The 26,409-nt window shown below is 44.5% G+C and carries 22 protein-coding genes and 1 riboswitch; of the genes, 13 read left to right on the top strand and 9 right to left on the bottom strand.

Features of this window, described 5'->3' with window-relative positions; translation table 11 throughout:
* The first annotated feature begins 30 nt into the window (after positions 1 to 30).
* The 5 genes from QUB13_RS01485 (at position 31) to ccmS (ending at position 7,798) form a co-directional block, all read left to right on the top strand.
* On the top strand, positions 31 to 1,866 hold the full coding sequence (locus QUB13_RS01485; protein WP_333378105.1) for an APC family permease: 1,836 nt from the start codon (positions 31 to 33) through the stop codon (positions 1,864 to 1,866).
* Between the two features lie 652 nt (positions 1,867 to 2,518).
* Complete coding sequence (locus tag QUB13_RS01480; RefSeq protein ID WP_333378102.1) at positions 2,519 to 3,424, top strand: hypothetical protein; 906 nt, start codon at positions 2,519 to 2,521, stop codon at positions 3,422 to 3,424.
* Positions 3,425 to 3,724: 300 nt separating this feature from the next.
* Positions 3,725 to 5,188, top strand: a complete 1,464-nt coding sequence (locus tag QUB13_RS01475; protein WP_333378100.1) for an RtcB family protein — start codon at positions 3,725 to 3,727, stop codon at positions 5,186 to 5,188.
* A 208-nt stretch (positions 5,189 to 5,396) separates the two neighbouring features.
* Positions 5,397 to 7,196 (top strand): ABC transporter ATP-binding protein, encoded by a 1,800-nt coding sequence (locus QUB13_RS01470; RefSeq protein WP_442922121.1) that lies wholly within the window; start codon positions 5,397 to 5,399, stop codon positions 7,194 to 7,196.
* Positions 7,197 to 7,363: 167 nt separating this feature from the next.
* The gene (gene ccmS, locus QUB13_RS01465) at positions 7,364 to 7,798 is read left to right on the top strand and encodes a beta-carboxysome assembly chaperone CcmS (RefSeq protein WP_333378094.1); all 435 of its coding nucleotides are present in this window, start codon (positions 7,364 to 7,366) and stop codon (positions 7,796 to 7,798) included.
* Positions 7,799 to 7,889: 91 nt separating this feature from the next.
* Here ccmS and QUB13_RS01460 read toward each other — a convergent pair whose 3' ends face one another.
* The 3 genes from QUB13_RS01460 to QUB13_RS01450 all read right to left on the bottom strand — a co-directional run bounded on the left by QUB13_RS01460 (position 7,890) and on the right by QUB13_RS01450 (position 9,856).
* On the bottom strand, positions 7,890 to 8,825 hold the full coding sequence (locus QUB13_RS01460; protein WP_333378091.1) for a spermidine synthase: 936 nt from the start codon (positions 8,823 to 8,825) through the stop codon (positions 7,890 to 7,892).
* A gap of 108 nt (positions 8,826 to 8,933) precedes the next feature.
* Positions 8,934 to 9,542: an adenylate/guanylate cyclase domain-containing protein gene (locus QUB13_RS01455; protein WP_333116930.1), complete on the bottom strand. Its 609-nt coding sequence runs from the start codon at positions 9,540 to 9,542 to the stop codon at positions 8,934 to 8,936.
* A 59-nt stretch (positions 9,543 to 9,601) separates the two neighbouring features.
* Entirely contained in the window at positions 9,602 to 9,856 is a 255-nt protein-coding gene (locus QUB13_RS01450; protein ID WP_333378087.1) for a hypothetical protein, read from the bottom strand.
* A gap of 718 nt (positions 9,857 to 10,574) precedes the next feature.
* A riboswitch (cobalamin riboswitch) is annotated at positions 10,575 to 10,721 on the top strand.
* 568 nt (positions 10,722 to 11,289) lie between these two features.
* Here QUB13_RS01450 and metE point away from each other — a divergent pair.
* From metE to QUB13_RS01415, 7 genes are all read left to right on the top strand, one after another.
* A complete protein-coding gene (metE, locus tag QUB13_RS01445; RefSeq protein ID WP_333378084.1) occupies positions 11,290 to 13,536 on the top strand; it encodes a 5-methyltetrahydropteroyltriglutamate--homocysteine S-methyltransferase in 2,247 nt (748 codons plus the stop codon).
* Positions 13,520 to 13,960 (top strand): hypothetical protein, encoded by a 441-nt coding sequence (locus QUB13_RS01440; protein WP_333378080.1) that lies wholly within the window; start codon positions 13,520 to 13,522, stop codon positions 13,958 to 13,960. Before metE ends, QUB13_RS01440 begins: the two co-directional genes overlap by 17 nt.
* Before the next feature lie 79 nt (positions 13,961 to 14,039).
* Positions 14,040 to 14,504, top strand: a complete 465-nt coding sequence (locus QUB13_RS01435; protein WP_228042705.1) for a hypothetical protein — start codon at positions 14,040 to 14,042, stop codon at positions 14,502 to 14,504.
* The gene (locus QUB13_RS01430) at positions 14,495 to 14,689 is read left to right on the top strand and encodes a hypothetical protein (protein ID WP_333378077.1); all 195 of its coding nucleotides are present in this window, start codon (positions 14,495 to 14,497) and stop codon (positions 14,687 to 14,689) included. Before QUB13_RS01435 ends, QUB13_RS01430 begins: the two co-directional genes overlap by 10 nt.
* Before the next feature lie 356 nt (positions 14,690 to 15,045).
* Complete coding sequence (locus QUB13_RS01425; protein WP_194066240.1) at positions 15,046 to 15,492, top strand: SufE family protein; 447 nt, start codon at positions 15,046 to 15,048, stop codon at positions 15,490 to 15,492.
* 14 nt (positions 15,493 to 15,506) lie between these two features.
* Complete coding sequence (locus QUB13_RS01420; protein WP_333378074.1) at positions 15,507 to 16,412, top strand: alpha/beta fold hydrolase; 906 nt, start codon at positions 15,507 to 15,509, stop codon at positions 16,410 to 16,412.
* A 55-nt stretch (positions 16,413 to 16,467) separates the two neighbouring features.
* Entirely contained in the window at positions 16,468 to 17,427 is a 960-nt protein-coding gene (locus tag QUB13_RS01415) for a DUF6282 family protein (protein WP_333378071.1), read from the top strand.
* Positions 17,428 to 17,687: 260 nt separating this feature from the next.
* Here QUB13_RS01415 and QUB13_RS01410 read toward each other — a convergent pair whose 3' ends face one another.
* The 4 genes from QUB13_RS01410 to QUB13_RS01395 all read right to left on the bottom strand — a co-directional run bounded on the left by QUB13_RS01410 (position 17,688) and on the right by QUB13_RS01395 (position 24,063).
* Positions 17,688 to 20,693 (bottom strand): right-handed parallel beta-helix repeat-containing protein, encoded by a 3,006-nt coding sequence (locus QUB13_RS01410; protein WP_333378069.1) that lies wholly within the window; start codon positions 20,691 to 20,693, stop codon positions 17,688 to 17,690.
* Between the two features lie 418 nt (positions 20,694 to 21,111).
* Entirely contained in the window at positions 21,112 to 22,287 is a 1,176-nt protein-coding gene (locus tag QUB13_RS01405; RefSeq protein ID WP_333378066.1) for a D-alanine--D-alanine ligase family protein, read from the bottom strand.
* 22 nt (positions 22,288 to 22,309) lie between these two features.
* Positions 22,310 to 23,374, bottom strand: a complete 1,065-nt coding sequence (locus QUB13_RS01400; RefSeq protein ID WP_333378063.1) for a DMT family transporter — start codon at positions 23,372 to 23,374, stop codon at positions 22,310 to 22,312.
* Between the two features lie 188 nt (positions 23,375 to 23,562).
* Positions 23,563 to 24,063: an acyl-CoA thioesterase gene (locus QUB13_RS01395; protein ID WP_194012814.1), complete on the bottom strand. Its 501-nt coding sequence runs from the start codon at positions 24,061 to 24,063 to the stop codon at positions 23,563 to 23,565.
* A gap of 146 nt (positions 24,064 to 24,209) precedes the next feature.
* Here QUB13_RS01395 and QUB13_RS01390 point away from each other — a divergent pair, with 146 nt between their 5' ends.
* The gene (locus QUB13_RS01390; protein ID WP_333378060.1) at positions 24,210 to 25,064 is read left to right on the top strand and encodes a universal stress protein; all 855 of its coding nucleotides are present in this window, start codon (positions 24,210 to 24,212) and stop codon (positions 25,062 to 25,064) included.
* A gap of 546 nt (positions 25,065 to 25,610) precedes the next feature.
* Here the strand turns inward: QUB13_RS01390 and psbM are convergent.
* Complete coding sequence (gene psbM, locus QUB13_RS01385) at positions 25,611 to 25,724, bottom strand: photosystem II reaction center protein PsbM (RefSeq protein WP_193970859.1); 114 nt, start codon at positions 25,722 to 25,724, stop codon at positions 25,611 to 25,613.
* Between the two features lie 224 nt (positions 25,725 to 25,948).
* Positions 25,949 to 26,245: a 2Fe-2S iron-sulfur cluster-binding protein gene (locus QUB13_RS01380; RefSeq protein WP_194065444.1), complete on the bottom strand. Its 297-nt coding sequence runs from the start codon at positions 26,243 to 26,245 to the stop codon at positions 25,949 to 25,951.
* Between the last annotated feature and the right edge of the window lie 164 nt (positions 26,246 to 26,409).

The raw sequence follows: 26,409 nt of genomic DNA, 5'->3' as shown, positions 1-26,409 counted from the left end.
GATTTGTGGACGCCTCTATATTGAGTTTTAATGTACACCTATTCTCGACTCAAGCGGGTTTTACTGGGTGAATCTTTGCCCACCAGCGCATCTGTTCACGAACGGCTGAGCAACGCTACAGGACTGGCTGTTCTTGCTTCCGATGCACTGTCGTCTGTTGCCTACGCTACTCAAGAAACTTTGCTGGTACTGTTACTAGCGGGGAGCAGTAGTTTGAGTTGGTCGTTACCTATTTCGGGCATTATTGTTTTACTGCTGGCGATCGTGGCGCTGTCTTACCGACAGACGATTAAAGCTTATCCAAACGGCGGCGGCGCTTACATTGTAGCGCGAGAAAATTTGGGTACTTATCCGGGTTTGATCGCAGCAGCTTCCCTGATGATTGACTACATACTCACAGTTACGGTGAGTATTTCTGCTGGTGTGGCAGCCTTGACTTCAGCGGTTCCCTCGCTGCTGCCCTATACGGTGGAAATATGCTTAGTTTGTATTGTCTTAATCATGTTTGCCAATCTCAGGGGCTTGCGGGAATCTGGCAAAATATTTATGGTTCCCACCTATGCGTTTATCGCGGGTATTTTTGTCTTGATTGGCTGCGGTTTATTCCAACAGGCAACAGGTCATGTTTTGCCGGCATTAGAAAATATTCCAGCCAAGGAACCTTTGGGATTGTTTCTGATCGCGCGCGCCTTTGCTGCTGGCTGTACGGCGCTGACTGGAGTTGAAGCGATATCGGACGGTGTGTTGGCTTTTAAACCTCCTGAATGGAAGAATGCGCGCCTAACTTTAACTTATTTGGGCGTAATTCTGGGGGTAATGTTTTTAGGAATTAGTTACTTGGCTCATATTTATCAAGTGATTCCTCAAGAAAATGAAACGCTGCTTTCTGTGTTGGGAAAACAAATTTTTGGTTTGGGTATATTTTATTACTATTTGCAGATTGCAACTCTGTTAATTTTGCTGTTGGCGGCGAATACGAGTTATGCGGATTTTCCGCGACTGTGTTATTTTTTGGCGCGGGACGGGTTTTTGCCTAGGCAGTTGTCGCTGTTGGGCGATCGGCTGGTTTATTCTAATGGTATTAATCTGCTCAGCTTCTGCGCGGCTTTGTTAATTATCATCTTCCAAGGCGATACCACTGCAATAATTCCGCTGTATGCGGTTGGGGTTTTTACTTCTTTTACTCTGTCTCAATCGGGAATGGTAATTCACTGGTTTAAGGAGCGAGGTAAAGGTTGGCAAGCTAGTGCTGTGATGAACGGTATTGGTGCAGTGGCAACCACGGGAGTTTTGGCTGTAATTGTCGCTACCAAATTCCTTTTGGGAGCTTGGGTTGTGGTAGTAACTATTCCGATCGTAGTCAGTCTATTTTTAGCTATTAACCGACACTATCGCTATGTAGCCGCTCGCTTGAGCATTCAGGGAATCGCACCTAAATCCTATCTTCGGAGACCTAAAGTTAAGGATGTGAAACATCCGGCAGTGGTGCTAGTCGGACAGTTGCACCGGGGAACTTTGGAGGCGCTGGATTACGCTCGTTTAATTGCTGATGAGGTTGTGGCGGTTCACGTAGATATTGGTTTGACAGACATAGCAAAATTGCAAGCGGCTTGGCAAGATTTGCAGTCTGACATTCCTTTGGAAATTCTGGAATCGCCTTACCGTTCTGTTGGTGAGCCTTTAACTCACTTTTTGGCTTTGTTTGAAGAGCGGCGGCCGGGAGTGTTTTTAACGCTGATTATTCCGGCGTTTGTGACGCGAAATTGGTGGGAGGGACTGCTGCACAATCAAACTGCTTTCTTTTTGAAGGCGGCTTTGCGCGCTAAAAAAAGTCTGGTGGTGACGACGGTGAGGTATTTTCTGTAAGCAATCTTTAGTTAAAGATTTGCCATTTTACGCTCGTTAAACAAATGTATGGCTGCTGGGTAAGATTTGGAGAGAAGATTTATTTAAGCTATCGCGAATTTAAATTGTATCTTTCAATCTTTGTGGCAAAAGCATCAAATCCTCTCCCCTTCTCCCCATCTGCCATAACAGGCAATTTAAGTGCTATAAATATGGGAATATTTTCCGCATCTCAAAAGGTAGAGCCAAATTTCATGCTCGTTCCATTTGATATAGACAAATTAGAGTTTAATTAAAATCCGGTTCTCAGACACCTTGATTAATTTTAATAACCGAAATAAATCGCTTTGTGACAAGTTACAGCATATTCCAAGTTCGTGAAGTACAGTAGCAGCTATATTGTGTGGTACATATTATGTAGGGTGGGTCCCTGCCGGCGCAGGTTCAATGAAACTTGCAGATTGTTGATGATGGCGACGCACCTTACTTACTACAAGATGGTGTGTACCACATATACATGGAATATGGTGTATGTGTCCAGCTTTACTGAAAATAGAGTCTCGAAGCCCCCCGATTTAAAAAAAAATAAATTTTCTGATAAATTACACTTGTCTAAATATCAGTAAGTTATAATGAACCTGTGCAAATAATATGAGCAGGAAAAAAATAAATCATGAGCGAACTCGTTAGTAAGCTAAGCCAAGTTTCAATGGTGTCAGCAAATTTTGGCAATCGGTTAGCCTATAGAACAATTCTGCTGGATTGGTTTGATTTTTTAGGTGGCAAGCCCGGCGAAGTTGTTGTTGTTGACGGCGGCAGCGATAGCGAAACTCAAAAACTTTATTGGGAACTGTATCAAGAGGGTTTGATTGATAAGCTGCAAATCATTCCCCCGCACCATAAAGATAATGACAAGGAGAGGTGTTTTATTCAGGAGTATACAGCCGGAGTAATTGCTAGCAATCCTTATATATTGTGGTTCAAAATTGATACGTTACCTTACAGAGAAGGTCACGAACGTTGGTTGGAGGAAGCGATCGACGATCTCGATCGAGATAACGTTTTTGCAGTGGGCGGTGCTTTTAATAGAAGCTATCCACATTTCGAGGCTAAGTCTGGATGGTACTTCAGTCAAGCCTGTACTATCAATTTTTCTTTGATGAAGCGCAGTACGTTCGTCGCAGTTATGCAAGAATTTGCGGGAGAGTATATTGCTTCTGGGTTTCAGGGAGAACATGAATTTAGCAGGTTTTTGCTTGAAATAGCATTTAGCGCATATATGGATCGCCACAAGGTTTATACTTTATGTAAAATAGAAGACCCAACTTGGACGGTATTTCATACAAATGCTCAAGACGAATATTTGCAGGAAGTGCGTAAGAAATATTTGGAGCGCCAAAATATTGAAAGTTTTATGAACCCATGCCTTTCTAAGGACATAAGTCAATTCCTTTATTATGGAAAGCCACCGATCAAAAGTGGAAGTTTGAAGAAAATGCAAATGATTTTAGGAGAAACAAAAGCTGGGAGTTATTGGCGGGAGTTTAAAAAACATTTTTATCCGTCAACAAACGATTAAAAATGCTAGCCAGCTCACTTGAATTTAAAGTTTAATTGGACAGGAATTACGCTGCATGAGTCAATAAAAAAACCGAACACTCAGAACCCCGCAACACGTAAAAGTTGTCGGGGATCTAACAGAAAAGCGTTTTAGGTTAGCTTGACATATCAAAAATGATGTGTCAGGATTGTAGTAAGTGAAAAAGTTGCCTTTCAACCTTTCTCCAAAAAGATTGCGGCTGCTGAACCAAAGTCTTTTACTAACTACAACATCTCTTCAATTTGTGGGGGTTGCATAGCAACCCGCAACAGACTATTTATGCAGCAGCCAAAAAACTTGAACCGGCTTTTGCGAGCTTTGTCTCGGCAAGGTCTGGATGTTAGTTACAGCAACAAAGTCTACTCTATTTCTCTCAAGAGTTCCCTGGAAAAATACTGGCAGGATGCTAGTGCTACAACAGCAGAAGTTTTGCTCCCAGAGGATTTTCCTGTGGAAGCAAAGGCGCTCAAACAGTTGGCAAATTTGGCGAATGTTCGACACCCTCAAGGTGGTTGCGTTTGTCGCGCCTGCGCTACTCCAGATTTCCATCCGGGGGATGCGGGAGTGGCAATTGGCTCGATCGTCAAAACAGCAGGAATGGTGATTCCGGCGGCTGTCGGTTCCGATATTAATTGCGGGATGCGGTTGCACGTTGCGGATTTGTCGATCGAACAATTCCTCAGTCAGCGCGATCAATTTGTAGAATTGCTCAAAGGCGATTACTTTTTCGGTACTCGCGATGTCAGCATGACTGCAAAAACTGCTCGCGCGATGTTCCAACACGGGATTCCCGGATGGCTGGATGCTTTGCGGGACAAGCCAACCGGCAGCGCGGCCAATTCGGATTTCGAGCAGTTGGCGACAGAGTGCAATCGCACTTTCGGAGGCGGTTCCATGAATGGCGATGTCAAATGGGCTCCCGAAGAATTAGTCCCAAATGACGGCTTAGTCAGGGATGGCGGCTTAGGTACCATCGGCGGCGGCAATCACTTTGTGGAAATTCAAGTGGTTGAGGAAGTTGTGGACAAGGCTACGGCTTATACTTGGGGAGTTCGATCGGGACAAATCGCTTTCATGATTCACTCCGGTTCGCGGAATGTCGGCAAATACATCGGCGGAATGTGGCGCGATCGAGCTTGCGAAGCCTGGCCAAAAACCCTAAAATATCCTGAATCCGGGCTTTTTCCGCTGTCTGTCGCAGCAAATCCGGAACTTGTAAGTAGCTACCTGCAAGCGGAAGCAACGGCCGCCAATTACGGTTTTATCAACCGTTTGCTGCTAGCAGAATTTCTGCGGTTGCGTTTGCGGCAAGTTTTCGGCGATGTCGAAGCTCCCTTAGTATACGATTTGCCTCACAATATTACCTTAGCTGAAGGTGCCGGCTGGGTAACGCGCAAAGGCGCTTGTCCCGCACATTCCGGCCAGCCTGTAATTGTACCGGGTTCGATGGGTGCGCCGTCTTATTTGCTGGTTGGGAAGGGGAACGATCGATTTTTGCGATCGGCCTCTCACGGTGCTGGCAGAGCGCGATCGCGCTTCGATATGAGTCGCAAAGGTGTTGACAAAACTGACTCCGCTTTGGGATTAACCGGCGTAGATTGCATTACTTTGCGCGAAGAACGCAGAATCGAAGAAGCACCGGCAGCTTACAAGCCAATTCAACCAGTAATTGACGCTCAAGTTGAGGCGCAAATAGTTGGTGTAGTCGCTAAAATGAAGCCCGTGTTAACATTTAAAGCGTAGCCTGGGGCTATTTTTCCATTCTCAATAACTGTGTCTAAAGCAGGCTAAAAGCCCGTTCTAAAAGACAATTTTTTAGTTGTGGAACGGGCATCTTGCCGAGTCGGAACAGGCTAAAAGCCCGTTCTAAAAGACAATTTCTTAGTTGTGGAACGGGCATCTTGCCCGTTTCTCAAACTGTGAGAATAAGTGAAAATCTAAAAATTACCCAATTACCCCCAATCCTCAATTGTCACCAGATCAATCAAAACCTGTCCATCCCCTGAAGCGGCTGCTGAAGTACGGCCGCCGCTACCGCATCAAAACTTGGCTGGCAAGTATTTGCTCGCTGCTGAATAAATTCTTTGATTTAGCGCCGCCAGCATTAATCGGTATTGCCGTTGATGTAGTGGTGAAACAACAAGATTCTATCCTGGCTAAGTGGGGCATCAAAGATGTTTTTTGGCAACTGGCAATTATTACTATTTTGAGTTTAATTGTTTGGACGCTGGAATCTGTTTTTGAATATGCTTACGATTATTTGTGGCGCAATTTAGCTCAGGATATCGAACACGATTTGCGTCTGGAAGCTTACAGCCATTTGCAAGAATTAGAATTAGCTTATTTTGAAGAACGCAGTACGGGTGGTTTGATTTCTATTCTCAACGATGATATCAATCAACTCGAACGTTTTTTGGACGACGGCGCTAATGAGGTGATTCAGGTAATTACAACCGTTGTCGTAATCGGCGCGGCTTTTTTTGCTGCGTCTCCTGGTGTTGCTGGGCTGTCAATGCTGCCGATACCTTTTATTATTTGGGGTTCGATCGCCTTTCAAAATCGCCTCGCTCCTCTCTATGCTGACGTGCGGGAAAAGGTGAGTTTTCTGAACGGGCAACTGTCGAATAATTTGATGGGAATTACTACTATTAAAAGTTTTACTTCCGAAGATTACGAAACTCAGCGCATCGAAACACAAAGCCAAGCTTACCGCCAAAGCAATCAACGGGCGATCGCACTTTCGGCTGCTTTTATTCCGCTGATTCGGGTGGTGATTTTCTTGGGGTTTATTGCAACGCTGTTTCTGGGCGGCTTGGAGGTTGTGGCGGGCCAGTTGTCTGTGGGAACTTACAGCGTTTTGGTGTTTTTGACCCAGCGGTTGCTGTGGCCGCTGACTCGCCTGGGAGATACTCTGGATCAATACCAGCGCGCAATGGCTTCTACTAATCGGGTGATGAATTTGTTGGATACGCCGATCGCCATTCGCACGGGCGATATTCGGTTGCCGATTAGCTCGATTAAGGGCGAGATAGAATTTAAAAATGTTACCTTTTCTTACAATCAAAGAAAGCCGATTTTGCAGTATTTTTCCCTGACTCTGCCGGCGGGTAAAACTACTGCGATTGTTGGCGCAACTGGTTCGGGAAAGAGTACGCTGGTGAAATTGATTTTGAGGCTTTACGAGGTACAGTACGGTCAGATTTATCTCGACGGTATAGAATTAAATAACCTGAATTTGAAAGATTTGCGGAGAGCGATCGGATTGGTGAGTCAAGATGTGTTTTTGTTTCACGGTACGGTGGCAGAAAATATTGCTTACGGCAGTTTTGAGGCAACAGATCGAGAGATAGTAAATGCTGCTAAAATTGCGGAAGCTCACGAGTTTATCGCGCAATTGCCGGACGGTTACAAAACTATTGTAGGGGAACGCGGTCAAAAATTGTCGGGGGGACAGCGGCAGCGCATTGCTATTGCGAGGGCTGTTTTGAAGAATCCGCCGATTTTGATTCTTGACGAAGCTACTTCAGCGGTGGATAACGAGACGGAGGCGGCAATTCAGCGATCGCTCGAACGAATTACCAAGAATCGCACAACAATTGCGATCGCCCACCGTCTTTCTACAGTCCGCAATGCCGATTGCATTTGTGTCATGGAAGAGGGGCTAGTGGTAGAATCGGGGCAGCACGAACAACTTATCGAACACGATGGAGTTTATGCGTCGCTCTGGCGCGTGCAATCTGGTATAAGATAGAAACGCAGCGGTTTTGGGCATTGGCCAAACAGGTCATTGGGCATTGGTCATTGGTAATTAGTTATTCACACTCTTCTAATAACAAATAACCAATAACAAATAACCAATAACAAGTAACCAATAACAAATAACCGTAAGATATTAGTTTCTACAAGCAAAAAGAGAAAATGTTTTTATTTGATAGCCCTGAGTCCAAACCCAATCCCAATAGCTGGCGCAGCAAGTTGGATACATTTGTCAAAGATAACAAACAAGAATTGGCTGCTTTGGCTTGGGGGCTATTTTTGGAGAGGGGCGAAGAAAGTGAGGATGTTTTGGGCATTGATGTTGTAGAAAATCCGCGTTTCGTGTATTGTAAAAAAGAGGCGATCGAGGAGTTGAACCGCCAAGTCAAAAATCATATTCAGGAAATTTTAGGAATTTTAAAAGCTCACAAACCTGAAAAAGAAGTGGCAATTGTGGCGATCGGCGAAGGTGAAATCAAGCTAATTTTATTTGAAATTGACCCCGCACCTCCTGTTTGTTTTGAGCAAGCAGCGACGGATGTCGATACATTGCTAGCTCGCCTAGAAAAGCAAATGGCTGAATATATCAAAGCATAGATCGTATCAAATACTATTCAGTCGGCGGAGGCGGACTTTGTGTAGACGCGGTTTCCACCGCCGTCCGATCTGGTATTAATCGAATTTGATATCAAAATAACCAAGAATCAAAATAACCTGCGGGCGGCGAATCGTCATGCAAAACTTGAGCTTTATCTAAATTAGGTATAATTTCAGCTAATTCTGAACCTACTCTAATATCAAGCCCCCTATCGATTAAGGAAAATGAAAAATCATACCCATCTTGCAAATATTTTGCTCTGGAAACAATCTCGTCTTTCTCTAAACTAGGGCTGTTACTCCCAATTAAAACGCTATTAATATCCTTCCAAAGAGACACGCACACCTGAGAAAACACGCTTTGAAAAGTCTTCACCTTTTCGGCATAAAACTCATCTCTTTGCAGCAGATTTACCAGCACAACTCCCTCCCCAGACAAGCGTTTTTTGCAGAGTTGATAAAATTCTTTGGTAGCCAGCCTGTGCGGAGAGTAGCCGTTGCCACAAAACACGTCGGTCATGATGATATCGTACTGAATATCTGAACTTTGTTGCTCTAGATACTCTCTCCCGTCTTGAATTGCGACTGTCAGCCGATCGCCCAATTGTACCCCAAAGCACTGGGTAGCGGCTTCGATCGCGATCGGATCGACATCGGCACATTCCATGACAGTTTCCGGTAAATAGTGGTGCAAAACTAAGGGAATTCTGCCGCCACCAAATCCAGCGATGTAGATTCTTTGAGGTTGGTTTTCCCAGATTAAACCCAACATCATCGCTTGGGTATATTCAGAAACTAAATGCAGGGGATTGTTGAGGTCGATGACAGATTGCAATAAATCTGTATGCAAATTCACTTTCTCTACCAAAGAGAATTTAATTTTATTTTTATCTTTATTAACTGTAACATAGTGAACTCCCGACTCTTGACAAAAAATTACTCCATCCGGCTGTTGTTGCACCCAAGCCAGCCGCTGTTGAATATTCGCTAAATTGAGAGTTTGCCAGTTTTTTTGTTGGTCAATCATTAATTTTAAATTTTATGGCACACAGGGGCAGTCAGAAACCGGGTTTTTGGAGAAAATCCTGCTTCGCCACCCGCAGATTCAGCAAAAAACCCGGTTTCTTGAGTTTGATTAAGCAGGCTGTACGCGCTTGTAAGTCACTAACTCCAAACCAGAAATCGAAAAATCAACTCTTTCCCAATCTTCCTTCTCACCCTCCAAATTTTCAAACGCTGCGGAGGTGAGCAAAATCTCTCCCCGTTCCGCCAAATCCTCTCCCAGCTTGGCTGCTAGATTGAATTCAGATCCGTACATATCCTCTCCTTCCAGCATCAAAATATCACCGTAGCCAATTCCAATGCAGAGGTAAATATCCATTTCCGGCGGCAGAGTTGTGTTGACAGCCCCCGTTTGTTTCAGACAGTCAATTGCAGCTTCAACAGCCGATTTCACATCGGGAAATACTGCAAAAATATTGTCGGCTTCTTCTTTAACAACAATGCCGCTATATTCCGAAATTACGGGCTTGACAATTCCGTGCATCCGGTGAATCATTGCCAGAAAGTGGATGATTCCGTAGCGGACAGTTGTCCGCGAAAACCCCGACATATCCATTACTAAAATTGCGTGGGTTTGGCGGAATGTGGCATTAATTTTTTCATCAATTTCTGCCATTCTTTCGGGGTGTTCGTTTCTTTCTTGCAGCAATTTTTCTAAATAACTGCGGTTATTTGTTTTCATTAGCTAATAATACTAGATTTGGGTAATTTTTATCAATTTTATTAAGCGCTTCCAAGCCGTCATCTCCCTGAATTACGTTCAATTCGTTGCATCTCAACTGATGTGAAATGCACTCTCGCTGGCTGCGGAAATCTTCCACCACTAAAACTGTACTTATCACTCCCCACCTGTTTTTTTAGGTGAACTCGTTCGCTGCTGTGAGTTATCATTGCTGAAATTATTTTACCCGCATTGGATGAATTTGCGATCGCCTTCCCGGAAAAGCTGCTGCGGCTAATTTTCAACCGAGAAGTTGTTGGCAAGCTGTTGTGCATTTAAATTGTATATTTCGACTATAGATCAAAAATATTCTCCCCCTCTTTACCTCCTCGCGAAGCCGAATGGCCCCTCTCCCCGTTTCCCCCTCTCCTCCTCACCATACACAATTGGGATGCACAACGGCTTAGCGGCTTGGTGACGAAGAGGTGGCGATGCTGCATTTTACGGCAGAAGAAAGCGATGCAGCAGCGCTGCTGTTTGGCTGCGACTGTCAGTTTTGCGTCAATTCCCGGCGATAGTTGCGCCGTTTGCCGCCCTTGGACTTGACTTGAGGCGATCGCCTTCCACCCTACAATAATTTGATTATTTGTTGAAATACAATTTAAATATTGATTAGCTTAGCAGCGACTCATCCTAACTTCGCAAGACTCAAACTAAACATATTTTTAGACGGTGGAAGTGAGAAAATTAAACAGTTGAAAAAACCATGCGCTGATAATATTTGGGCGGTGTATCTTTCATGATTATAACTTCCAGGATTTGGTAGCGGGAATCCCATTCTGCCGTTAATTTATAATCTTAAAGATGCAGGAAAATGATTTCGAGCCGGACTTACGCATCGACACCAAAGAAACCGGGTTTTTGCCTGATTTGCTGGCTGCAACGAAGGATTTTGATGAAAAACCCGGTTTCAAATCGCGCAGGTGTTCAAGATTATTGATGATATTCGATCGCCCGACCGGATCTTAGGGGTTGCATATTTTGGAAAATGTGCTATGGTATGACCTAATCGGTTCTGGTGGAGATCAGCCACTAGACGAAAGGGGGAAAGTTCGGTGCAAACCCGGCGCTGTCCCGCAACTGTGATGAAGCGTAGAGTAGCTTCTTAGTCAGGATGCCCGCCGATTGTATCGTTCTATTAACCCATCTGCGAGGTACGGATGTCTTCAGCATTTTGTTTTCGATTCGATTGTTTTTCACCAGACGTTGCGCGATCGGCTATTATGCTCCTTAACCCGTGAGAAACCTTTGGTGCAATTGGTTTCTAGAGCAACATAACGAGTTAAAAAAGTTAGCCTCAACAGCATTATCTAGTTTTAGACGCAAGAAATATTGCGCGGGGTTTTGCCTGCTGTAATTTCTAACAGCTTTGTGATAGCGATGTTAGATATTCAGACGGTTTCACCTTTGAGGCGTCACATTACATTCTGATGACATTGCTGTAGAAAATTCTGCATCGGATACCCCTTAGTTTCCGACAGAGTTTCTATGGAATATCAAAGACTCAACTGGATCATTCAGCAAATATCAATAGTAAAAATTCAGTCATCTAATGTCCGGTTCATTACCATCACAAAAACCGTTTGTAGTGCCGACTTCAGTCCGTACTACGAACCAATCGGACACGATATCAATTGCGATCGCTCTTTGTAATATCGCTATTTGTACTGATGATGCTATTGAAACCCATACTTAAGAGAGAAAAATCATGTCAATTTTAACTGCAACAATTGGATATCCTCGCATTGGTAAAAATCGCGAAGTTAAAATCGCATTAGAAGCATTTTGGAGTGGCAAATTAGATGCCAATAATTTATTGCAAACAGTCAGAAAAGTAGAAATAGAAAACTGGCAAACACAGCTAAAAACAGGTATAGATCGCATCGGTGTTGGCGATACTACCCTCTACGATAGTGTTCTGGATTGGACAGTTCGCCTAGGGTTAATCCCCGATAGCTTTCGGGATTTATCAGGTTTAGATCGCTACTTTGCAATGGCGCGGGGCAAAGAAGGGATACCTGCACTAGAAATGACTAAATGGTTCGACACCAACTATCACTACCTGGTGCCAGAAATTCCCTCAGAATGGCAGCCTGCTGATTTTAGCGACTTTCTCGAAACGGTTAATCGCGCTCAAACTTTATTAGGCGAAAAAGTAATTCCTATTGTTTTAGGCCCCATTACTTTATTGCGATTGAGTCGGTTTGACATACCCTTGAATGAAGCAATTTCAAGATTGCGAGAGCGTTATCTGGCATTGCTGAAAGCCTTAAAAAACTTGGGTATTTCTGAAGTGCAAATTCACGAACCTGCCTTGGTTCTGGGTGATGCTGGCCAATTCAAAGAAGCCTTTGAGTCAACCTATACTTCCTTCGCTGAAATTAAACTTCCCATCGATTTAGTTACTTACTTTGATGATTTAGGAGATACCTATCCTTGGGTGATACAGTTACCAGTTGCTAAAATCAGCTTAGATTTCACTCGCGGATGCAATTTAAAATTGCTTAAAGAACAGGGATTTCCTGCTGATAAACGATTGGGTGTGGGAATTGTAGATGCTCGCAATATTTGGCAAATTCGTCCAGAACAAGTGCTGCCAGTGCTGCAACAGATTCAGCGAATTACGCCGGATATTGTAATTCAGCCGTCGGCATCATTGCAGTTTGTTCCCTACGATGCCGCACGGGAAACAAAGTTGCCAGAACCTCTCCGCAACGTGTTGAGTTTTGCCGAACAAAAACTGCAAGCTGTGAAGTTTTTGGCACGCAGTTTAGCCGGAGAAGAGACTGAGAGCGATCGCGCTAAAATTAGCAATGCTTGGACAACCTTCGAGGAGTTTAGCCCTACCAATATTGCCGTACAGGAACGCCTGAACAGCCTGACAACCAATGACTTTCAACGCAAATTATCCTACGGCTTGCGGTTGTCGAAACAGATTTCTCTGCCCATTTTTCCCACCACAACGATCGGCTCATTTCCTCAAACCCCGGAAGTGCGAAAACTGCGGCTGCGCTACAAAAAGGGTGAATTGAGTCAAGAAAACTATCAAGCTGCGATCGACGTTCAAATTGCCGATAGCATTAAAATCCAAGAAGAAATTGGCCTAGATGTGTTGGTGCATGGCGAATTTGAACGCACCGATATGGTGGAATATTTCGGACAACAGTTGGATGGATTCGCCTTCACGGCAAATGGCTGGGTACAAAGCTATGGCAGCCGTTACGTGCGTCCGCCGATTATTTACGGTGATGTTGTTCGCACTGATCCAATGACTGTACGCGAGTTCAAAGTAGCGCAATCATTGACGCAAAAACCCGTTAAGGGAATGCTAACAGCCCCCGTAACAATTTTAAATTGGTCATATCCGCGCACCGATATTTCTAGACAAGTACAAGCATTTCAAATAGCTTTGGCCTTGCGCGATGAAATAGCAGATTTAGAAGCAGCAGGAGCGCAAGTAATTCAAGTAGATGAACCAGCATTGCGCGAAGGCTTACCTCTGAAAGTAGAAAACTGGAATCAATACCTGTCTTGGGCTGTAGATGCGTTTCTTCTGGCTACCGCAAGCGCTCATCCTCAAACTCAAATTCACACGCATATGTGCTACTGCGAATTTGGCGATATCATCAAAGATATTGAACGGTTAGATGCCGATGTAATTTCGATTGAAAATAGCCGCAGCAATAACCAAACGCTGCATGAAATAACCGCCGCAGGTTACACCTATCAAGTGGGTAATGGCGTGTATGACATCCACAGTCCAGTGGTGCCAACGACAGAACAGATTTTGCAACAACTGCGAACTGGCATTGCTAATCTACCAACTCAACAAATTTGGGTAAATCCCGATTGTGGCTTGAAAACACGACGTTGGGAAGAAGTAATTCCGGCGCTAAAAAATATGGTGGAAGCTGCTAAAATCCTGCGGGAGGAAGTAAATGCGACCGGAAAATAGCGTTTGGCAAGGAAATTTTGGCTATTGGCAACAGGGATTTATTCACACCAATTTGCTGGTTATTGGTTATACAGGATGGAAGGGATTTGAGTCTTTCGGGCGGGGTGTTGTGGTCTGTGATGTAGATACTCAAGTTCTTGGTTCTACAATGACAAGCCTCGAATCAATTCCTTTTCACATTCAGTTTATTCCTGTGAATTTGATGGAATTTTATCTGGGATCGCTATCCGTTGACTCATCGAATATTCCATCTGTGATAGCAGCAACTGTTAAGTACAATCCAGAGCAAGATATTCTGCTATTGCTGAAATTTGGTCGTCAAACAGAGGTAAATCTATTAAGCAAACTAGCCATTCCTCCTGCCGATTGCTACGAACAAGTCTGTAGGCGATGGGAGGAATTTCAACCAAGTTTGACATCCTAAAACTTTCGCTCTTAATGCCTAAATTCAACTCAATTCATATTTCGCATAGGTTGATAACTTGATACTGGATATTTAATAGATGATGACATCTGAAACAAATAGCGAAGATTGGCAGCAATCCTTTATTGCAACTAATCTGCTGGTGTTAGGCTATAACGCTTGGGTTGGCTATCTGAATGGTGAACGAGGCGCAGTAATTTGTAGTCTTAATAACCCATTGATGGGAGTTACTGGTGAAACATTCCAATCGCATTTTGTTCCCCGCAGTCGTTTGGCTCCCTTTCTCAATGCTTGGTTATTGGCTCCCGACACCGCCATCCTGCAAAATCACCACATGAACGGTCATATTTTGCAAGCTGCAGATACCTATAACCCAAGTAAAGACATCATTCTGCTGCTGGAATCCGGTCGGGAAGTCACGTTCTTTTATCTGCGAAATCTACCGATTTCGCCCTCGCAATGTTACGAGCAAATCTGCAAAGGATGGGAAGAATTCCAACCTCAGTCCACCCGTTTGAACGAAGAAAATCTCCGATGCAATTGATTCAATACAAAGTTGCGATGGAACCAGTTCCAGAACGGAAGCTAGAGGGTTTTTTAGCGTTGGGGTTTCGGTTGGCGATCGGTTTGGCTAGCGGTGCATTGTTTGTCCCAATAGCAATAGTGCGATCGCAAATAGCAAAGCTGCATCTTCCTAAACAGGATTCTCTACCTAAACGATCTGACTAATTCAGGACTGACACATCAAGACCAAAGAAACCGGGTTTTTTAGCTAATCTGTTGCGCTCTTCTCACGGCTGGAAATACTGTCGCTTTTGATTTTATGCTACTAATTTAGTACCGCAAAACACTAACAAAAGCATCGCAGAAACCGGGTTTCTTGGATGTGCGCGGGGTGTCAGAAACCCGGTTTCTTCCTCAATTTTGGTGGGGATGCGTAAATTATTGCAGAAACCGGGTTTCTTGGATGTGCGCGGGTGTCAGAAACCCGATTTCTGGCGATCGGTGCATCCAGGACTATATCGATCGCCCTACTGGTACAATAGAATGTACAAGATCAGCAAATTCAACCGCTACTCGAAATCATGTCCGCAAATACCGCGCTACCCGCAGCCCTAGCTAAAATCGTCCAGCGCTTCCAGCGACACTCCGATCCGAAACAGCGCTACGAACAACTGCTGTGGTATGCAAAGCGACTCCCAGCATTTACCGAAAGCGATAAACTCCCAGAAAACAAAGTTTCTGGCTGCGTATCGCAAGTTTATATTACCGCCAATTTGACTGACGGAAAAGTTTTGTATCAAGGCGATTCTGACGCTCAGTTAGTCAAAGGATTAGTTGGCTTGCTCGTGGAAGGTTTGAGCGGATTGACCCCTGCTGAAATAGTTAGCATTACCCCAGATTTTATTCAAGATACGGGATTGAATGTGAGCCTGACACCTTCCCGCGCTAACGGATTTTATAACATCTTTCAAATGATGAAAAATAAAGCAGTGGCTTGCGAATTGAGCGCGCAAGCAGAAGCAAACTAACCGGAAAAACAGCCATGATTCAGACTGCCGATTTAACCAAATCTAATTCTAGCAACTATCCCGCGACAGTTCAGAAATATCTCTGGAACTGGAAAGAAACACAGATTGAAGTTATTTACGAAATCAGAGGAGAAGGAAAACCCGTATTGTTGCTGCCGGCTTTCAGTACGGTTTCAACGCGGGAAGAAATGCGTCCTTTAGCAGAGTTTTTAGCTCCAAATTTTCAAGTTGTGAGTGTAGATTGGCCTGGTTTCGGCGAATCTTCGCGCCCGCGCACCGACTACGAACCGCAATTATACCATCAGTTTTTGAAGGATTTTGTAGAGTCAGTTTTTAACAGTCCTGTGGCTGTAGTTGCGGCCGGTCACGCTGCGGGTTATGCGATGCAATTAGCGCAATCAAAGCCGAATGTTTGGTCGAAGATTGTGTTAGCTGCACCGACTTGGCGCGGGCCTTTGCCGACAATGAGCAAACAGCCAAGGGGTTGGCACGGAATGGTGAGAGAATTAGTACGATCGCCCTTAATCGGTCAATTCCTGTACAAACTGAACACTGCGCCGTCATTCCTGAGTTTGATGTACCGCCGCCACGTCTACGCCGATGACGCCAAAGTCACAGCGGATTTCATTCAAAATAAGCGGAAAGTCACTCAAAAACCGGGGGCGAGGTTTGGTTCGGCGGCTTTTGTGACTGGTGGTTTAGATCCGGCAAAAACGCGGGAAGAATTTGTCGCCAACTTCCAAGGATTAACAGTACCGGTGATGGTTGTAGTTGCTGAAAAAGCGCCGCCAAAATCTAAGGCGGAAATGGAAGTATTAGCTCAATTACCGGGAGTGGAATCGCGAGTTATTCCGGGAACTTTGGGTTTGCATGAAGAGTTTGCAGAAGATTTGGCAAATGCGGTTAAGTCTTTTATTTAAGAGGTAATGAACCGCAGAGGACGCTGAGGGCGCAGAGGAGAGAAGCAAAGAGGGGATGAATGCAGGCTGTTTTTTTACGTTAGTTTTAATTTTTTGCTATTGGTTTTGTCTGCCAGTTTATGCTGTCGGACAGTTGCAGCCGATGGACTCACAAAAAAGTATCATTGAAGGTGCGATCGACTTTCACATCCATTCTTCTCCTGATGTGATTCCCCGCAGGTTGGATGATTTTGAGGTAGCTAAATTTGCCGCCAGCGCGCACATGAAAGCAGTTGTCTTAAAAAATCACTATGGCAGCACGGCAGCGCGGGCAGTTTTGGTTAATAAAATTGTACCGCAAATCGAAGTTTTCGGGGGAATTGTTCTCAATCATTCCGTAGGCGGGATTAATCCCCAAGCTGTAGAAGCAATGCACCGCATCGGCGGCAAATACGGTAAAGTAGTGTGGCTGCCAACCGTTGATTCCGAGCATCATTTAAAGGTTTTTCACAAATCGGGAATCGGGATTAAAGTAGCAGAAAACGGCCAACTTTTACCAGAAACAGCAGCGGTACTCAAGATAGTAGCTAGAGATAATTTAGTATTGGAAACCGGACACATTTCCTCAGCAGAAGTTATGGCAGTTGTCCGGCAAGCCAGACTTCTCAACATTAAAAACATCCTGATTACCCACGCAATGGCCGATGTACCCGGTTTGTCCCTAGAAAATATGCAAACAGCAGCTCAGATGGGAGCGTTTCTAGAATTAGCATTTGTCAACGATTTGATGGGAGAAAATGCCGCCGATGACGGACACAAAAACTGGCATCACGTTTCGATTAATCAGATGGTAGCAGCCATTAAACTCATCGGAGCCGAGCATTTTGTTCTGAGCACAGATTTGGGAAGAAAACCGGATCCTTTACCTGCCGAAGGTTACAAATTATTTGTAAAAAAGTTGATGGATGAAGGCATTTCTCAACCTGAAATTGATTTAATGATGAAAGAAAATCCCGCTCGCTTGTTAGGAATTTAGAATTGTTAGCTGTTAGCTGTTGACTGTTGACTGTTGACTGTTAGCTGTTAGCTGTTAGCTGTTAGCTGTTGACTGTTGACTGTTGACTAATGACTAATGACTAAGGACTAATGACTATTGCCAACTCCCAACTGCCAATTACCAACTACCAACTACCAACTACCAACTACCAACTACCAACTGCCAATTACCAACTGCCAACTACCAACTACCAACTGCCAACTGCCAACTGCCAACTGCCAACTGACTACTGCCTTCTTCTATTCTTGATTATTTTTACCGCGCACGTATCCGTTATCTGCAATCCGCCAAGCACCGCCAGTATTACCCGTTAAATCGCAATCATCTACTGTAGCAATGCCATCTCTGTAAACTACAATCGCCTCACCTTCATTACTATTAATCCGACAGCGGCGCACGATCAATTTTCCTCCCAATCCGACACCGATTCCCAGACTGCCGTTATTATAAATATTGCAATCTTCCACCGTTGCTTTCCCATTATCCGAGATAAAAATCCCGTTCCATATTGCATCGTGAATTTGACAGCGGCGGATTACCGAACTCGCCTCGGAGCCACAAATTACCACCACAGAATAGTTGGCAGAAGTGATGTCGCTGTCTTCTAAAATTAACTCGCCTCTACGAATATCTACAGCATAATATTTCCCCGTGGCGATCAGTGTCAAACTTCGGACTAAAGCGCTGTCGGTTTGCATTTGAATGCAGTTTGAGTCGGTGCTTTCCACAGTGACGCTACCCGCTTCTGTGCTGCCGATAATTTCCACAGATTTGTCGATGATTAAACTTTCTCGATACAAACCGGGCTGTACGTAAATGCGCGTACCAGAAGCCGCATTTTTTACCGCTTCGCTAATAGTAGTATAATCGCCTTGACCTTTTTGGCAAACGACAAGGCCTTGACTTTTATCAACTATTGGTTGTGAGGTGGATTCTTCAATTTGGTCTGCTAATTCAGCCTGGGGAATTTCTCGATCGCCCTTTTCGACAATTGGCGATTGTAACTCCAAGCTTTCTTGATTGACTGTTCCTAACTGATGTTCTAACTCAGATTCTTGACGTTGCAATTGAGCTTGATTCTCGTTGGCTGTCTCGATTTGACTTTGAAGTTCTGAGACTTGAGCATCAAGTTGCGATCGTTCTCTGTTAGCAGTTTCTAACTGAGATTCCAATCGTGAGCGAATTTGAGTCACACTTTCTAACTGACTTTCTAACTCGGATATTTGAGATTGTAGTTGATTTTGATTTTGGTTGGCCGTGTCAATTTGAGTTTGAAATTCCAACTGTTGAGCTGCAATCTGAGATGCCAATTCTGAGCGAATTTGACTCGGGCTTTCTAACTGACTTTCTAACTGGGATATTTGAGACTGTAGTTGATTTTGGTTTTGCTTGGCTGTGTCAATTTCAGTTTGGAATTTCGACTGTTGAGCTGCAAGCTGTGATTCCAATGCTGAGCGAATTTGACTTACACTTTCTAACTGAGTTTCTAGCTTGGATATCTGAGATTGCTGTTGATTTTCGTTTTGGTTAGCTTGCTCGACTTGAGTTTGGAATTCCGACTGTTGAGCTGCAAGCTGTGATTGCAATTCTGAGCGAATTTGAGTCACACTTTCTAACTGAGTTTTTAACTCGGATATTTGAACTTGCAGTTGATTTTGATTTTTGTTGGCTGTGTCAATTTTAGTTTGGAATTCCGATTGTTGAGCCGCAAGCTGTGATTCCAATTCTGAGCGAATTTCCGTCACGCTTTCTAACTGAGTTTCTAACTTAGATATCTGAGATTGCAGTTGATTTTGGTTTTGGTTGGCTTGCGCGACTTGAGTTTGGAATTCCGACTGTTGAGCCGCAAGCTGCGATTCCAATTCTGAGCGAATTTGATTCGGGCTTTCTAACTGACTTTCTAACTGGGATATTTGAGATTGCAGTTGATTTTGGTTTTGGTTGGCTTGCGCGACTTGAGTTTGAAATTCCGAGAGTTGAGCCGCAAGCTGCGATTCTAATTCTAAGCGAATTTGATGCGCGCTTTCTAACTGGGTTTCTAACTCGGATATTTGAGATTGTAATTGATTTTGATTGTGGTTTGCTTGCTCGACTTGACTTTGGAACTCCGAGAGTTGAGCCGCAAGCTGTGATTCCAATTCTGAGCGAATTTGATGCGCGCTTTCTAACTGGGTTTCTAACTCGGATATTTGAGATTGCAGTTGATTTTGGTTTTGGTTTGCTTGCTCAATTTGACTTTGGAATTCCGAGAGTTGAGCCGCAAGCTGCGATTGCTCAGTGTTAGCAGTTTCTAATTGAGCTTGCAGTTCCGATAATTGAGACAGAAGTTGGGAGTTATCTCCCTCGCTGGGATTTACTTGAGCCTGCAATTCTGACAACTGCAAAAGCAGTTGTTCTCGCTCTCCAATAACTGTCTGTGATTGATTTTGTAGCTCAGATAATTGAGAGTTTAACTGCATTTTATCTCGATTGGCAGCTTCTAACTGTGTTTCCAACTCTAATAATTCAGATAGAGGTTGTTCTGCTTGTTGGCGGGCGGTTTCCAATTGAGAATTGAGTATTTCTTGTTCTTGTTCTGCACTTTCCAATTGAGCTTGCAAATTCGACAGTTGAGAATGCAGTTGCTCCCGTTCTTGAATTGAGCGCTCGAACTTAATTTGAATTTCCGACAACTGGTACTGTAGCTGCAATTTACCTTGACTGGCTGTTTCTAACTGACTGCCAAATTCCGACAGCCGATCGCGAAATAGAGCACTCTCTGCATCCAGCGCCTCTCGCTCTGCTTGCATTTCCAGGATTTGAGCTACAAGTTGCGATCGCTCCAGATCCGCAACTTCTAGCTGATTTTGAAGTTCCGCCAATTCCGGTAACTGCGACTGAGCTTGCCCTGCGCTTTCTAACTGAAACTGCAAATCAGCAATCAAAGCATCAACTTGCGATCGCTCTTCAGCAATTTGGGCCATAAACCCTTCCAATTCCGACACCTGATTATTTAATAAATCCTGCTCGCTAGTGACACTTTCCAAGCGATTTTGCAACTGAGACAATTCAGAATTAAGCTGATTTTCCATCTCGGTTTTTTGGCGCAATTCCGAAGTTCTGGCATCCAACTGCGACGCTAACTTCGATATAGCCTCCTGCGAGCCGTGCATCCGCACCAAATTTCGTGAATTTCGCTTATTCAAAATTAGCCAGCAGACTAATGCCCCGCCTCCAAATCCTATTAATAAAAGTAATGCTTCCATTTGGTTTATCTAATCTATATAAATTGAATTGCCCTGATGCTTGCCCAAAAAATGGACATCCACAAATCGTGTTCTTGCTCAAAGCTATCACAACTTGCGCGCATTTTTTTTACTTGGCTCGGCAATTTATATTTATTTACATAAATGCAACAGGTAAGGTGTCTGTTGCATTGCTGTCAAGTCAACCCTAAAAACCTTTGTATTTCTCGTTGATACGCGCGTCTCGCTCCCCCTCCCATACCCCCCTACTCCCCCGGATAGTCTGGGAGTAGGGGTTGACTTTGATATTTTCCGCTCCCCTTTTCGATGCGGGGGCACCGGGGGAGCGAAGGCATAATCCTCCAACAGTAGATTGGCAATAAATTTGAATGCAACGGCGTACAATGCACGCCCTACAAGATGTTTTGTCAAAGTTCAATTAGCGAAGTAAATCCACAATATGAGGAATAATCGCGATATGTTGAGTCAACAAATAATCCAACCGATCCGCCAGCAAACTAAAAATTAAATCGTTATAACTCATCGCGTATTCCGCCAAGCCCAAAGTAACCAAACTTGTCACATTTTCGTCTGGATGTTTTAGATCCGGCTTCGGATTTGCTTCCAAAACATAAAGTGAACCCTCAGCATCACTCCTGACATCAATCCGCACCAAACTGTTCAAACTAAACTCCCAATATATTTTGCAAGCTAACTCAATTAACCTTTGTTTGAGTTCTGGTTCTTCCTCCCCCATCAACCGCCCGCGATCTGCCGTAATCGCCTTTTGATCCATAGAAGTAAAGATGCGTTCCTCCGGTTCAAAAACTCGTTCTACCGTGGAAAAGGCAAAGGGTTTTGGATTTTTGGTAAAACAGCCTTTAGCATGAGTTACATAACCACAAACCGCTACACAAAATTCTCTTCCTGGCAAATATTTTTCAATTAAAGCCGTATTATGAGTTTCTCGATGAACTTCTGAAACCGCCTGAGATAAACCCTCAATTTTGTCAATAAAATGAACCTGCAGCGAAGCCCGGCCGGATACTGGTTTAACAATAAAAGGCCCTCGATAATCACCGAAGACTATGGCAAAACGCTCGTGCAAATTAGGTTTAAAAATTCCTTGGGAAGGGTGCCAAGTCATAAACGGAGCAGTTTTTATTCCGACTGATTGCAGTTCCCGTTTAAAAGCGTGTTTGTTGTCTAAAGTAGAACTGTTTAAAGGATTGTGACCGACATAGGGCATTCCCAACATTTCTAACAAGGCGGGAGTGTGACAAACAGGATTGTAGCCCTGCACTCCGCCCGTATTTAGCCAGACTAAATGGATTTTTTGTTCTTTTAGTTGTGCGGGCAAGTTCATGTCATCAGGGATGACAAAGACTTGTTGAAAGCCAATTTCGGTTAATGCTCTGGCAATCTCGCGGGCGACGATTTCGTAGCTTTTCCAAGAACGGGGATTGTGCGTTTTGTAAATTACGGCTCCCTGGCGATCGCAGTTACCGCCGAACACCACAGCAATCCGCAGTTTGGCAAACAGCTTTTCTAAGTATTGAGGGAGCAAACTCAATTCGTAATGCCAGGAATTTATGCTGGTTGATGTTGCTACCATTTAAGTTGTTTCCTTTTTTGTTTTATTTGCGATCGGCATATTTGCTCGATTTGGCTAAATATATTCCAGCCAAAACTACAGAGAAAGCAAACCAATTAAACAAGCTCAAACTTTCCGAAAATAGCATCCAGGCAATAATCGCCGTAATTACTGGTTCTAGCAGCAGAAAAAGGGCGACAAATCCCGATGACAAAGTGCCGAGACTGTGGATGAGAAGTCCTTGGCCAAAAGCTTGACAAATCACGGCTAAGGCAATTACAGCCAGCCATCCTTCCCAAGAATAAGGGAAAATTCGATCGCCCTCCAGCAAAACCAAGGGCAAAATCAAGAGGCTACCAATCAAACAGCGCCACATCAATATAGTTGTCGCCGGGAACTTGGTTCGCAAATCTTCCGCAATCAGCAGATTTGCTGCATAAAACATTGCGGATAACAAAGCAGCAATGTCCCCGGTAAAATTGTCTCCCGCGATTTGTAAGTCGGTAGTGCCGATCGCAATTGCGCCTGACAAAGCCACTACCAATCCCAGCAAAAACCTGCTGTCAAAATGCCGTCCCAACAGCAGCCATCCCCCCAAAGTAGTAAATAAAGGAGTTAAGTTGCGAAGTACGGTAGAATTAGCGACATTAGTTTGAGTTAGCGACCAGGCCCAGAAACCGAGAGAAGCAGAAGAAACCACGCCGACGGCTGTTAATAACATCACATCCTTCAGAGTGTAGTTCGATCGCGCTTCAACTACATTCCCAGACATTCGGCGGCGCGCTTCCCCCGCCCCGTTCCAAATTCCAAATACCGCAGTTGCTATCCACAAGCGGTTAAAAACCGTAGCATTCGGACTGATTTCCCGTTCGCTCAACCGAATAAAAATGGCCGCCAGGGACACCGCCAGCAGCGCCGCAGACAGCGAGACGATCGCCCAAATTTTACTTTGACTGTCGTCAGCTAATTCACCGTTGTTTAAATTGTCCGGGTTTCCAGAAACAATCGTTGTTTCTTCTGCTATTGACGCAGGTATTAACTGATTATTTGCCAAAATATTGTGCTGTATGTCAATATTTTCTTCGGCTAATTCCAAGTTTTTTGACATTATTGAAAAGTCCCACCAAGGCTGAAAGTATAAATTAGAAGAATGCCAAAACCCGGTCAGGAATTACGCACTCCTTACTTAAGAAACCGGGTTTTTTGTTGGCATCAAGGGCTACAACCAAATTTTTGGCAAAAAACCCAGTTTCTGGCGACCCGTGCAGGACTATATTTTTGGTAGTTAACAGCAGCTTAGGTTGAAGGTTTAACAGAAAGTTTTGTCAAAGCTTCCTTGAGCGCCGGCGGCAATTGGCGGATAATCTTGCCCTTGTCCCGATCGACACCAACCAAAGTTACCTGCGCCGTCACGTATAATTCCTGCGTATCGGGCGATCGAATTTCGTAATCCCAAAGCAGCCGCACACCCTCACTCGCCGCCACCCGCGTTCTGACAGCCACCAATTGACCCATTTGCACAGAGCGGTGGTAGCGCAGCGAAAGCTCCACCACGGGCAATTCCAAACCCTGCGCCACCCACTCCGCATACTCAATACCGAGAGAGCGCAAACTTTCCACCCGCGCTTCCTCCATCCAAGCCAGATAAGTCCCGTGCCAAACCATACCCGAATAGTCAGTATGGTGAGGGTAGACTCGCACCAAATATTCAAACCAGCCCTCAGAGTCCATACCGGGTCGATTTTGAATAGCACCAGTCGGTGCGAGTTCTGGTTGAGTTCGATCGTTCTCTAACACGTTACAAATTGTTCCAAAACGCTACATTTCTACAAATCATAAAGCAAACTTCAGGCCTATGCTTGACATTGACCCCCTAGAGTACCAACGCTCTAGTGAGAGAGTCGCACAAGAAAACTCAACTGTTTTTACTGCAAAAAACAACCATGATAGAAAAAATTTTAGTAGCCGTTGCCGGTCGTGGCTTGTGCGAAGAGATGTTTAATATGTTGATGGACATCCCTTCCTTGCAACAAAGCTCTGTCACCGTATTGCACGTCGTGCCGCCCCAAGTGACATCCGACGGCATGGCCCAAAAGTTGGAAGAAGGAGGCAAGATTTTAGCACAAGCAGTCCAGTCCTTAAAAATCGATCCCAACAAAGTCAATCCCCGGCTGAAACAGGGAGACCCAAAAACCACAGTTTGCCAAGTCGCAGAAGAAGAACAATCCGACTTAGTGATTATGGGTTCTCGGGGATTGGGACGGCTGCAATCGATTTTGGAAAACTCAGTCAGCCAGTACGTTTTCCAGCTAACATCCAGACCGATGCTGTTGGTCAAAGACGACATCTACGTCAAAAAAATCCGGCGAGTCATGGTGGCCATAGACCCATCTGAATCCGCCAAACAATCCTTAGAACTAGCCCTATCTTTTGTCAAAGAAGTCAGCGGCGGACAGATAATTTTAGTGCACGTCACCAAAGATTTGACTGGAAAATCCACCGAAGATGTAACAGCAAATGCTGAAAAAGACCCAGTATTAGCTTCCGCAGTAGCCCTCGCGAAACAACTGGGAGTTAGCTACCGCTGCGTGAGTGCCACAGGTAAGCCCGGGGAAGAAATTTGTCGGATTGCAGACGAAGTGAATGCCGATTTATTAGTAATCGGTTCCCCGGATCGGCGGCCCAATGTTGCCAAAAACTTTTTGGATCTCGATCGACTCCTAGGAAATTCTCTCTCGGACTACGTGAGAGTCTACGCCAACTGTCCCGTCTTGCTAGCCCGCACAGTCGTCGGCTAGACTCTCATCGCCAGCGGTGGGGTGCGGCGAGTGCGAGTAATTCTCGATCGTCCGCGAGCAATCTCAAAACCTCAGCACCATTTATTCCCGGCGTGCGTCAGTTTTGAGATTGTCAAGAAAGTAGCTAAAATCTTCCTAGGAATGCCAAGCAAATCGCTTAAGCGATTTGCTTGTTTTGATTGTTAGCGACAAAAGTCTGGTAACGAGCAATTACTAAATTGTATTCCTAAGTAATATCGTTTCCGGCTGCATTGTCAGGTGATAACTTAGAGAGAAATTCATGAATGATTTTTATAAGTCACCACCTATCTCGGTGCAATTTTCAGTTGTTCGATTCACAGTCAACAGTCAACAGTCAACAGTCAACAGTCAACAGTCAACAGTCAACAGTTAACAGTCAACAGTTAACATCATGAGGAGTGCAACCGGAATTGATATAATTAAATTTTCGTTTCCAAACAGTTCACAAAAAAAGCGCCCCAGAAAAAAACTGTTGGCGCTTTTTTTTTACAACTAGCTTTTGCCAGACAAAAATAGCAGCAATTGCTATTCTTTTCCACCTTGACGGCTAGCCGTTTGAATGTACAGAATGATGAGAAAAACGCTGGGAACCAATACAAACAGAATGGTTGCCACAAAACCTAAATCATTAACTTCCATGAAGACCCCCGCCTCTATCAAAAAAATAGGAAAACACACACTACTAGGATACCACTCAAAGGCCAAAGGAAAACTCGAAGACAGAAGGAGCCTCGGAGCCTCGGAGAACCCGAGAACCCGAGAACCCCAGAAGTCTACAGCTTCTTCCCTCTTCCCTCTTCCCTCTTCCGTCTTCCTCCTTCCTTCTTCCTTCTTCGTCTTCCCTAGAACTTGGCAAACCCTAGCTACGGCTTAGTCTTCACGCTCACCGGGCCGTTGACGGTAGTTTGACAAGCCAACCGATAGTTTTCGGGCTTTTTCTTGAGCTTGCGGTTCTCAAAATCAGTACGGGGCGAGAGGTTTTCACTTCCCTCGACAATTTCCACAATGCAGGTGCCGCATTGACCGTAGCCCCCGCAATTCATCATCTTTCCCGAAAACGTGTACAAGTCGATGCGGTTTTCTAGAGCTTTGAGCCTCAAATTGGCTCCATCTGCTGCGATGACTTCCTGATTTTCCTTCACAAACTTGATATTGGCCATTACCGATTCCTTAACGCAGTTGACATGGAGCTCTCTAACCAAATATTAACTAATGTGTCGGACGTTTCATACCCGATGTCTCATCCTTAACGATTAAAGGTCGATCGCCCCAACCCAACCCAAGCCAACCCAACCCAATCTCATAGCATTTGAGATTTGAGATT

Source organism: Microcoleus sp. B4-D4, assembly GCF_036705185.1.
Classification (GTDB): domain Bacteria; phylum Cyanobacteriota; class Cyanobacteriia; order Cyanobacteriales; family Microcoleaceae; genus Microcoleus.
The sequence above is the reverse complement of the archived record's forward strand: the minus strand, read 5'-3'. Positions and strand labels throughout refer to the sequence as shown.

Excerpts from the sequence above, each read along its gene's own strand:
- QUB13_RS01440 (WP_333378080.1), top strand. The coding sequence starts at position 13,520 with ATGCGACCGGAAAATAGCGTTTGGCAAGGAAATTTTGGCTATTGGCAA.
- QUB13_RS01400 (WP_333378063.1), bottom strand. The coding sequence starts at position 23,374 with ATGTCAAAAAACTTGGAATTAGCCGAAGAAAATATTGACATACAGCAC.
- QUB13_RS01480 (WP_333378102.1), top strand. The coding sequence starts at position 2,519 with ATGAGCGAACTCGTTAGTAAGCTAAGCCAAGTTTCAATGGTGTCAGCA.
- QUB13_RS01460 (WP_333378091.1), bottom strand. The coding sequence starts at position 8,825 with ATGATTGACCAACAAAAAAACTGGCAAACTCTCAATTTAGCGAATATT.
- QUB13_RS01450 (WP_333378087.1), bottom strand. The coding sequence starts at position 9,856 with ATGCACAACAGCTTGCCAACAACTTCTCGGTTGAAAATTAGCCGCAGC.
- QUB13_RS01420 (WP_333378074.1), top strand. The coding sequence starts at position 15,507 with ATGATTCAGACTGCCGATTTAACCAAATCTAATTCTAGCAACTATCCC.
- QUB13_RS01455 (WP_333116930.1), bottom strand. The coding sequence starts at position 9,542 with ATGAAAACAAATAACCGCAGTTATTTAGAAAAATTGCTGCAAGAAAGA.
- QUB13_RS01380 (WP_194065444.1), bottom strand. The coding sequence starts at position 26,245 with ATGGCCAATATCAAGTTTGTGAAGGAAAATCAGGAAGTCATCGCAGCA.
- metE (WP_333378084.1), top strand. The coding sequence starts at position 11,290 with ATGTCAATTTTAACTGCAACAATTGGATATCCTCGCATTGGTAAAAAT.
- QUB13_RS01430 (WP_333378077.1), top strand. The coding sequence starts at position 14,495 with ATGCAATTGATTCAATACAAAGTTGCGATGGAACCAGTTCCAGAACGG.
- QUB13_RS01410 (WP_333378069.1), bottom strand. The coding sequence starts at position 20,693 with ATGGAAGCATTACTTTTATTAATAGGATTTGGAGGCGGGGCATTAGTC.
- QUB13_RS01485 (WP_333378105.1), top strand. The coding sequence starts at position 31 with ATGTACACCTATTCTCGACTCAAGCGGGTTTTACTGGGTGAATCTTTG.
- QUB13_RS01390 (WP_333378060.1), top strand. The coding sequence starts at position 24,210 with ATGATAGAAAAAATTTTAGTAGCCGTTGCCGGTCGTGGCTTGTGCGAA.
- QUB13_RS01435 (WP_228042705.1), top strand. The coding sequence starts at position 14,040 with ATGATGACATCTGAAACAAATAGCGAAGATTGGCAGCAATCCTTTATT.
- ccmS (WP_333378094.1), top strand. The coding sequence starts at position 7,364 with ATGTTTTTATTTGATAGCCCTGAGTCCAAACCCAATCCCAATAGCTGG.
- psbM (WP_193970859.1), bottom strand. The coding sequence starts at position 25,724 with ATGGAAGTTAATGATTTAGGTTTTGTGGCAACCATTCTGTTTGTATTG.
- QUB13_RS01405 (WP_333378066.1), bottom strand. The coding sequence starts at position 22,287 with ATGGTAGCAACATCAACCAGCATAAATTCCTGGCATTACGAATTGAGT.
- QUB13_RS01425 (WP_194066240.1), top strand. The coding sequence starts at position 15,046 with ATGTCCGCAAATACCGCGCTACCCGCAGCCCTAGCTAAAATCGTCCAG.
- QUB13_RS01475 (WP_333378100.1), top strand. The coding sequence starts at position 3,725 with ATGCAGCAGCCAAAAAACTTGAACCGGCTTTTGCGAGCTTTGTCTCGG.
- QUB13_RS01415 (WP_333378071.1), top strand. The coding sequence starts at position 16,468 with ATGAATGCAGGCTGTTTTTTTACGTTAGTTTTAATTTTTTGCTATTGG.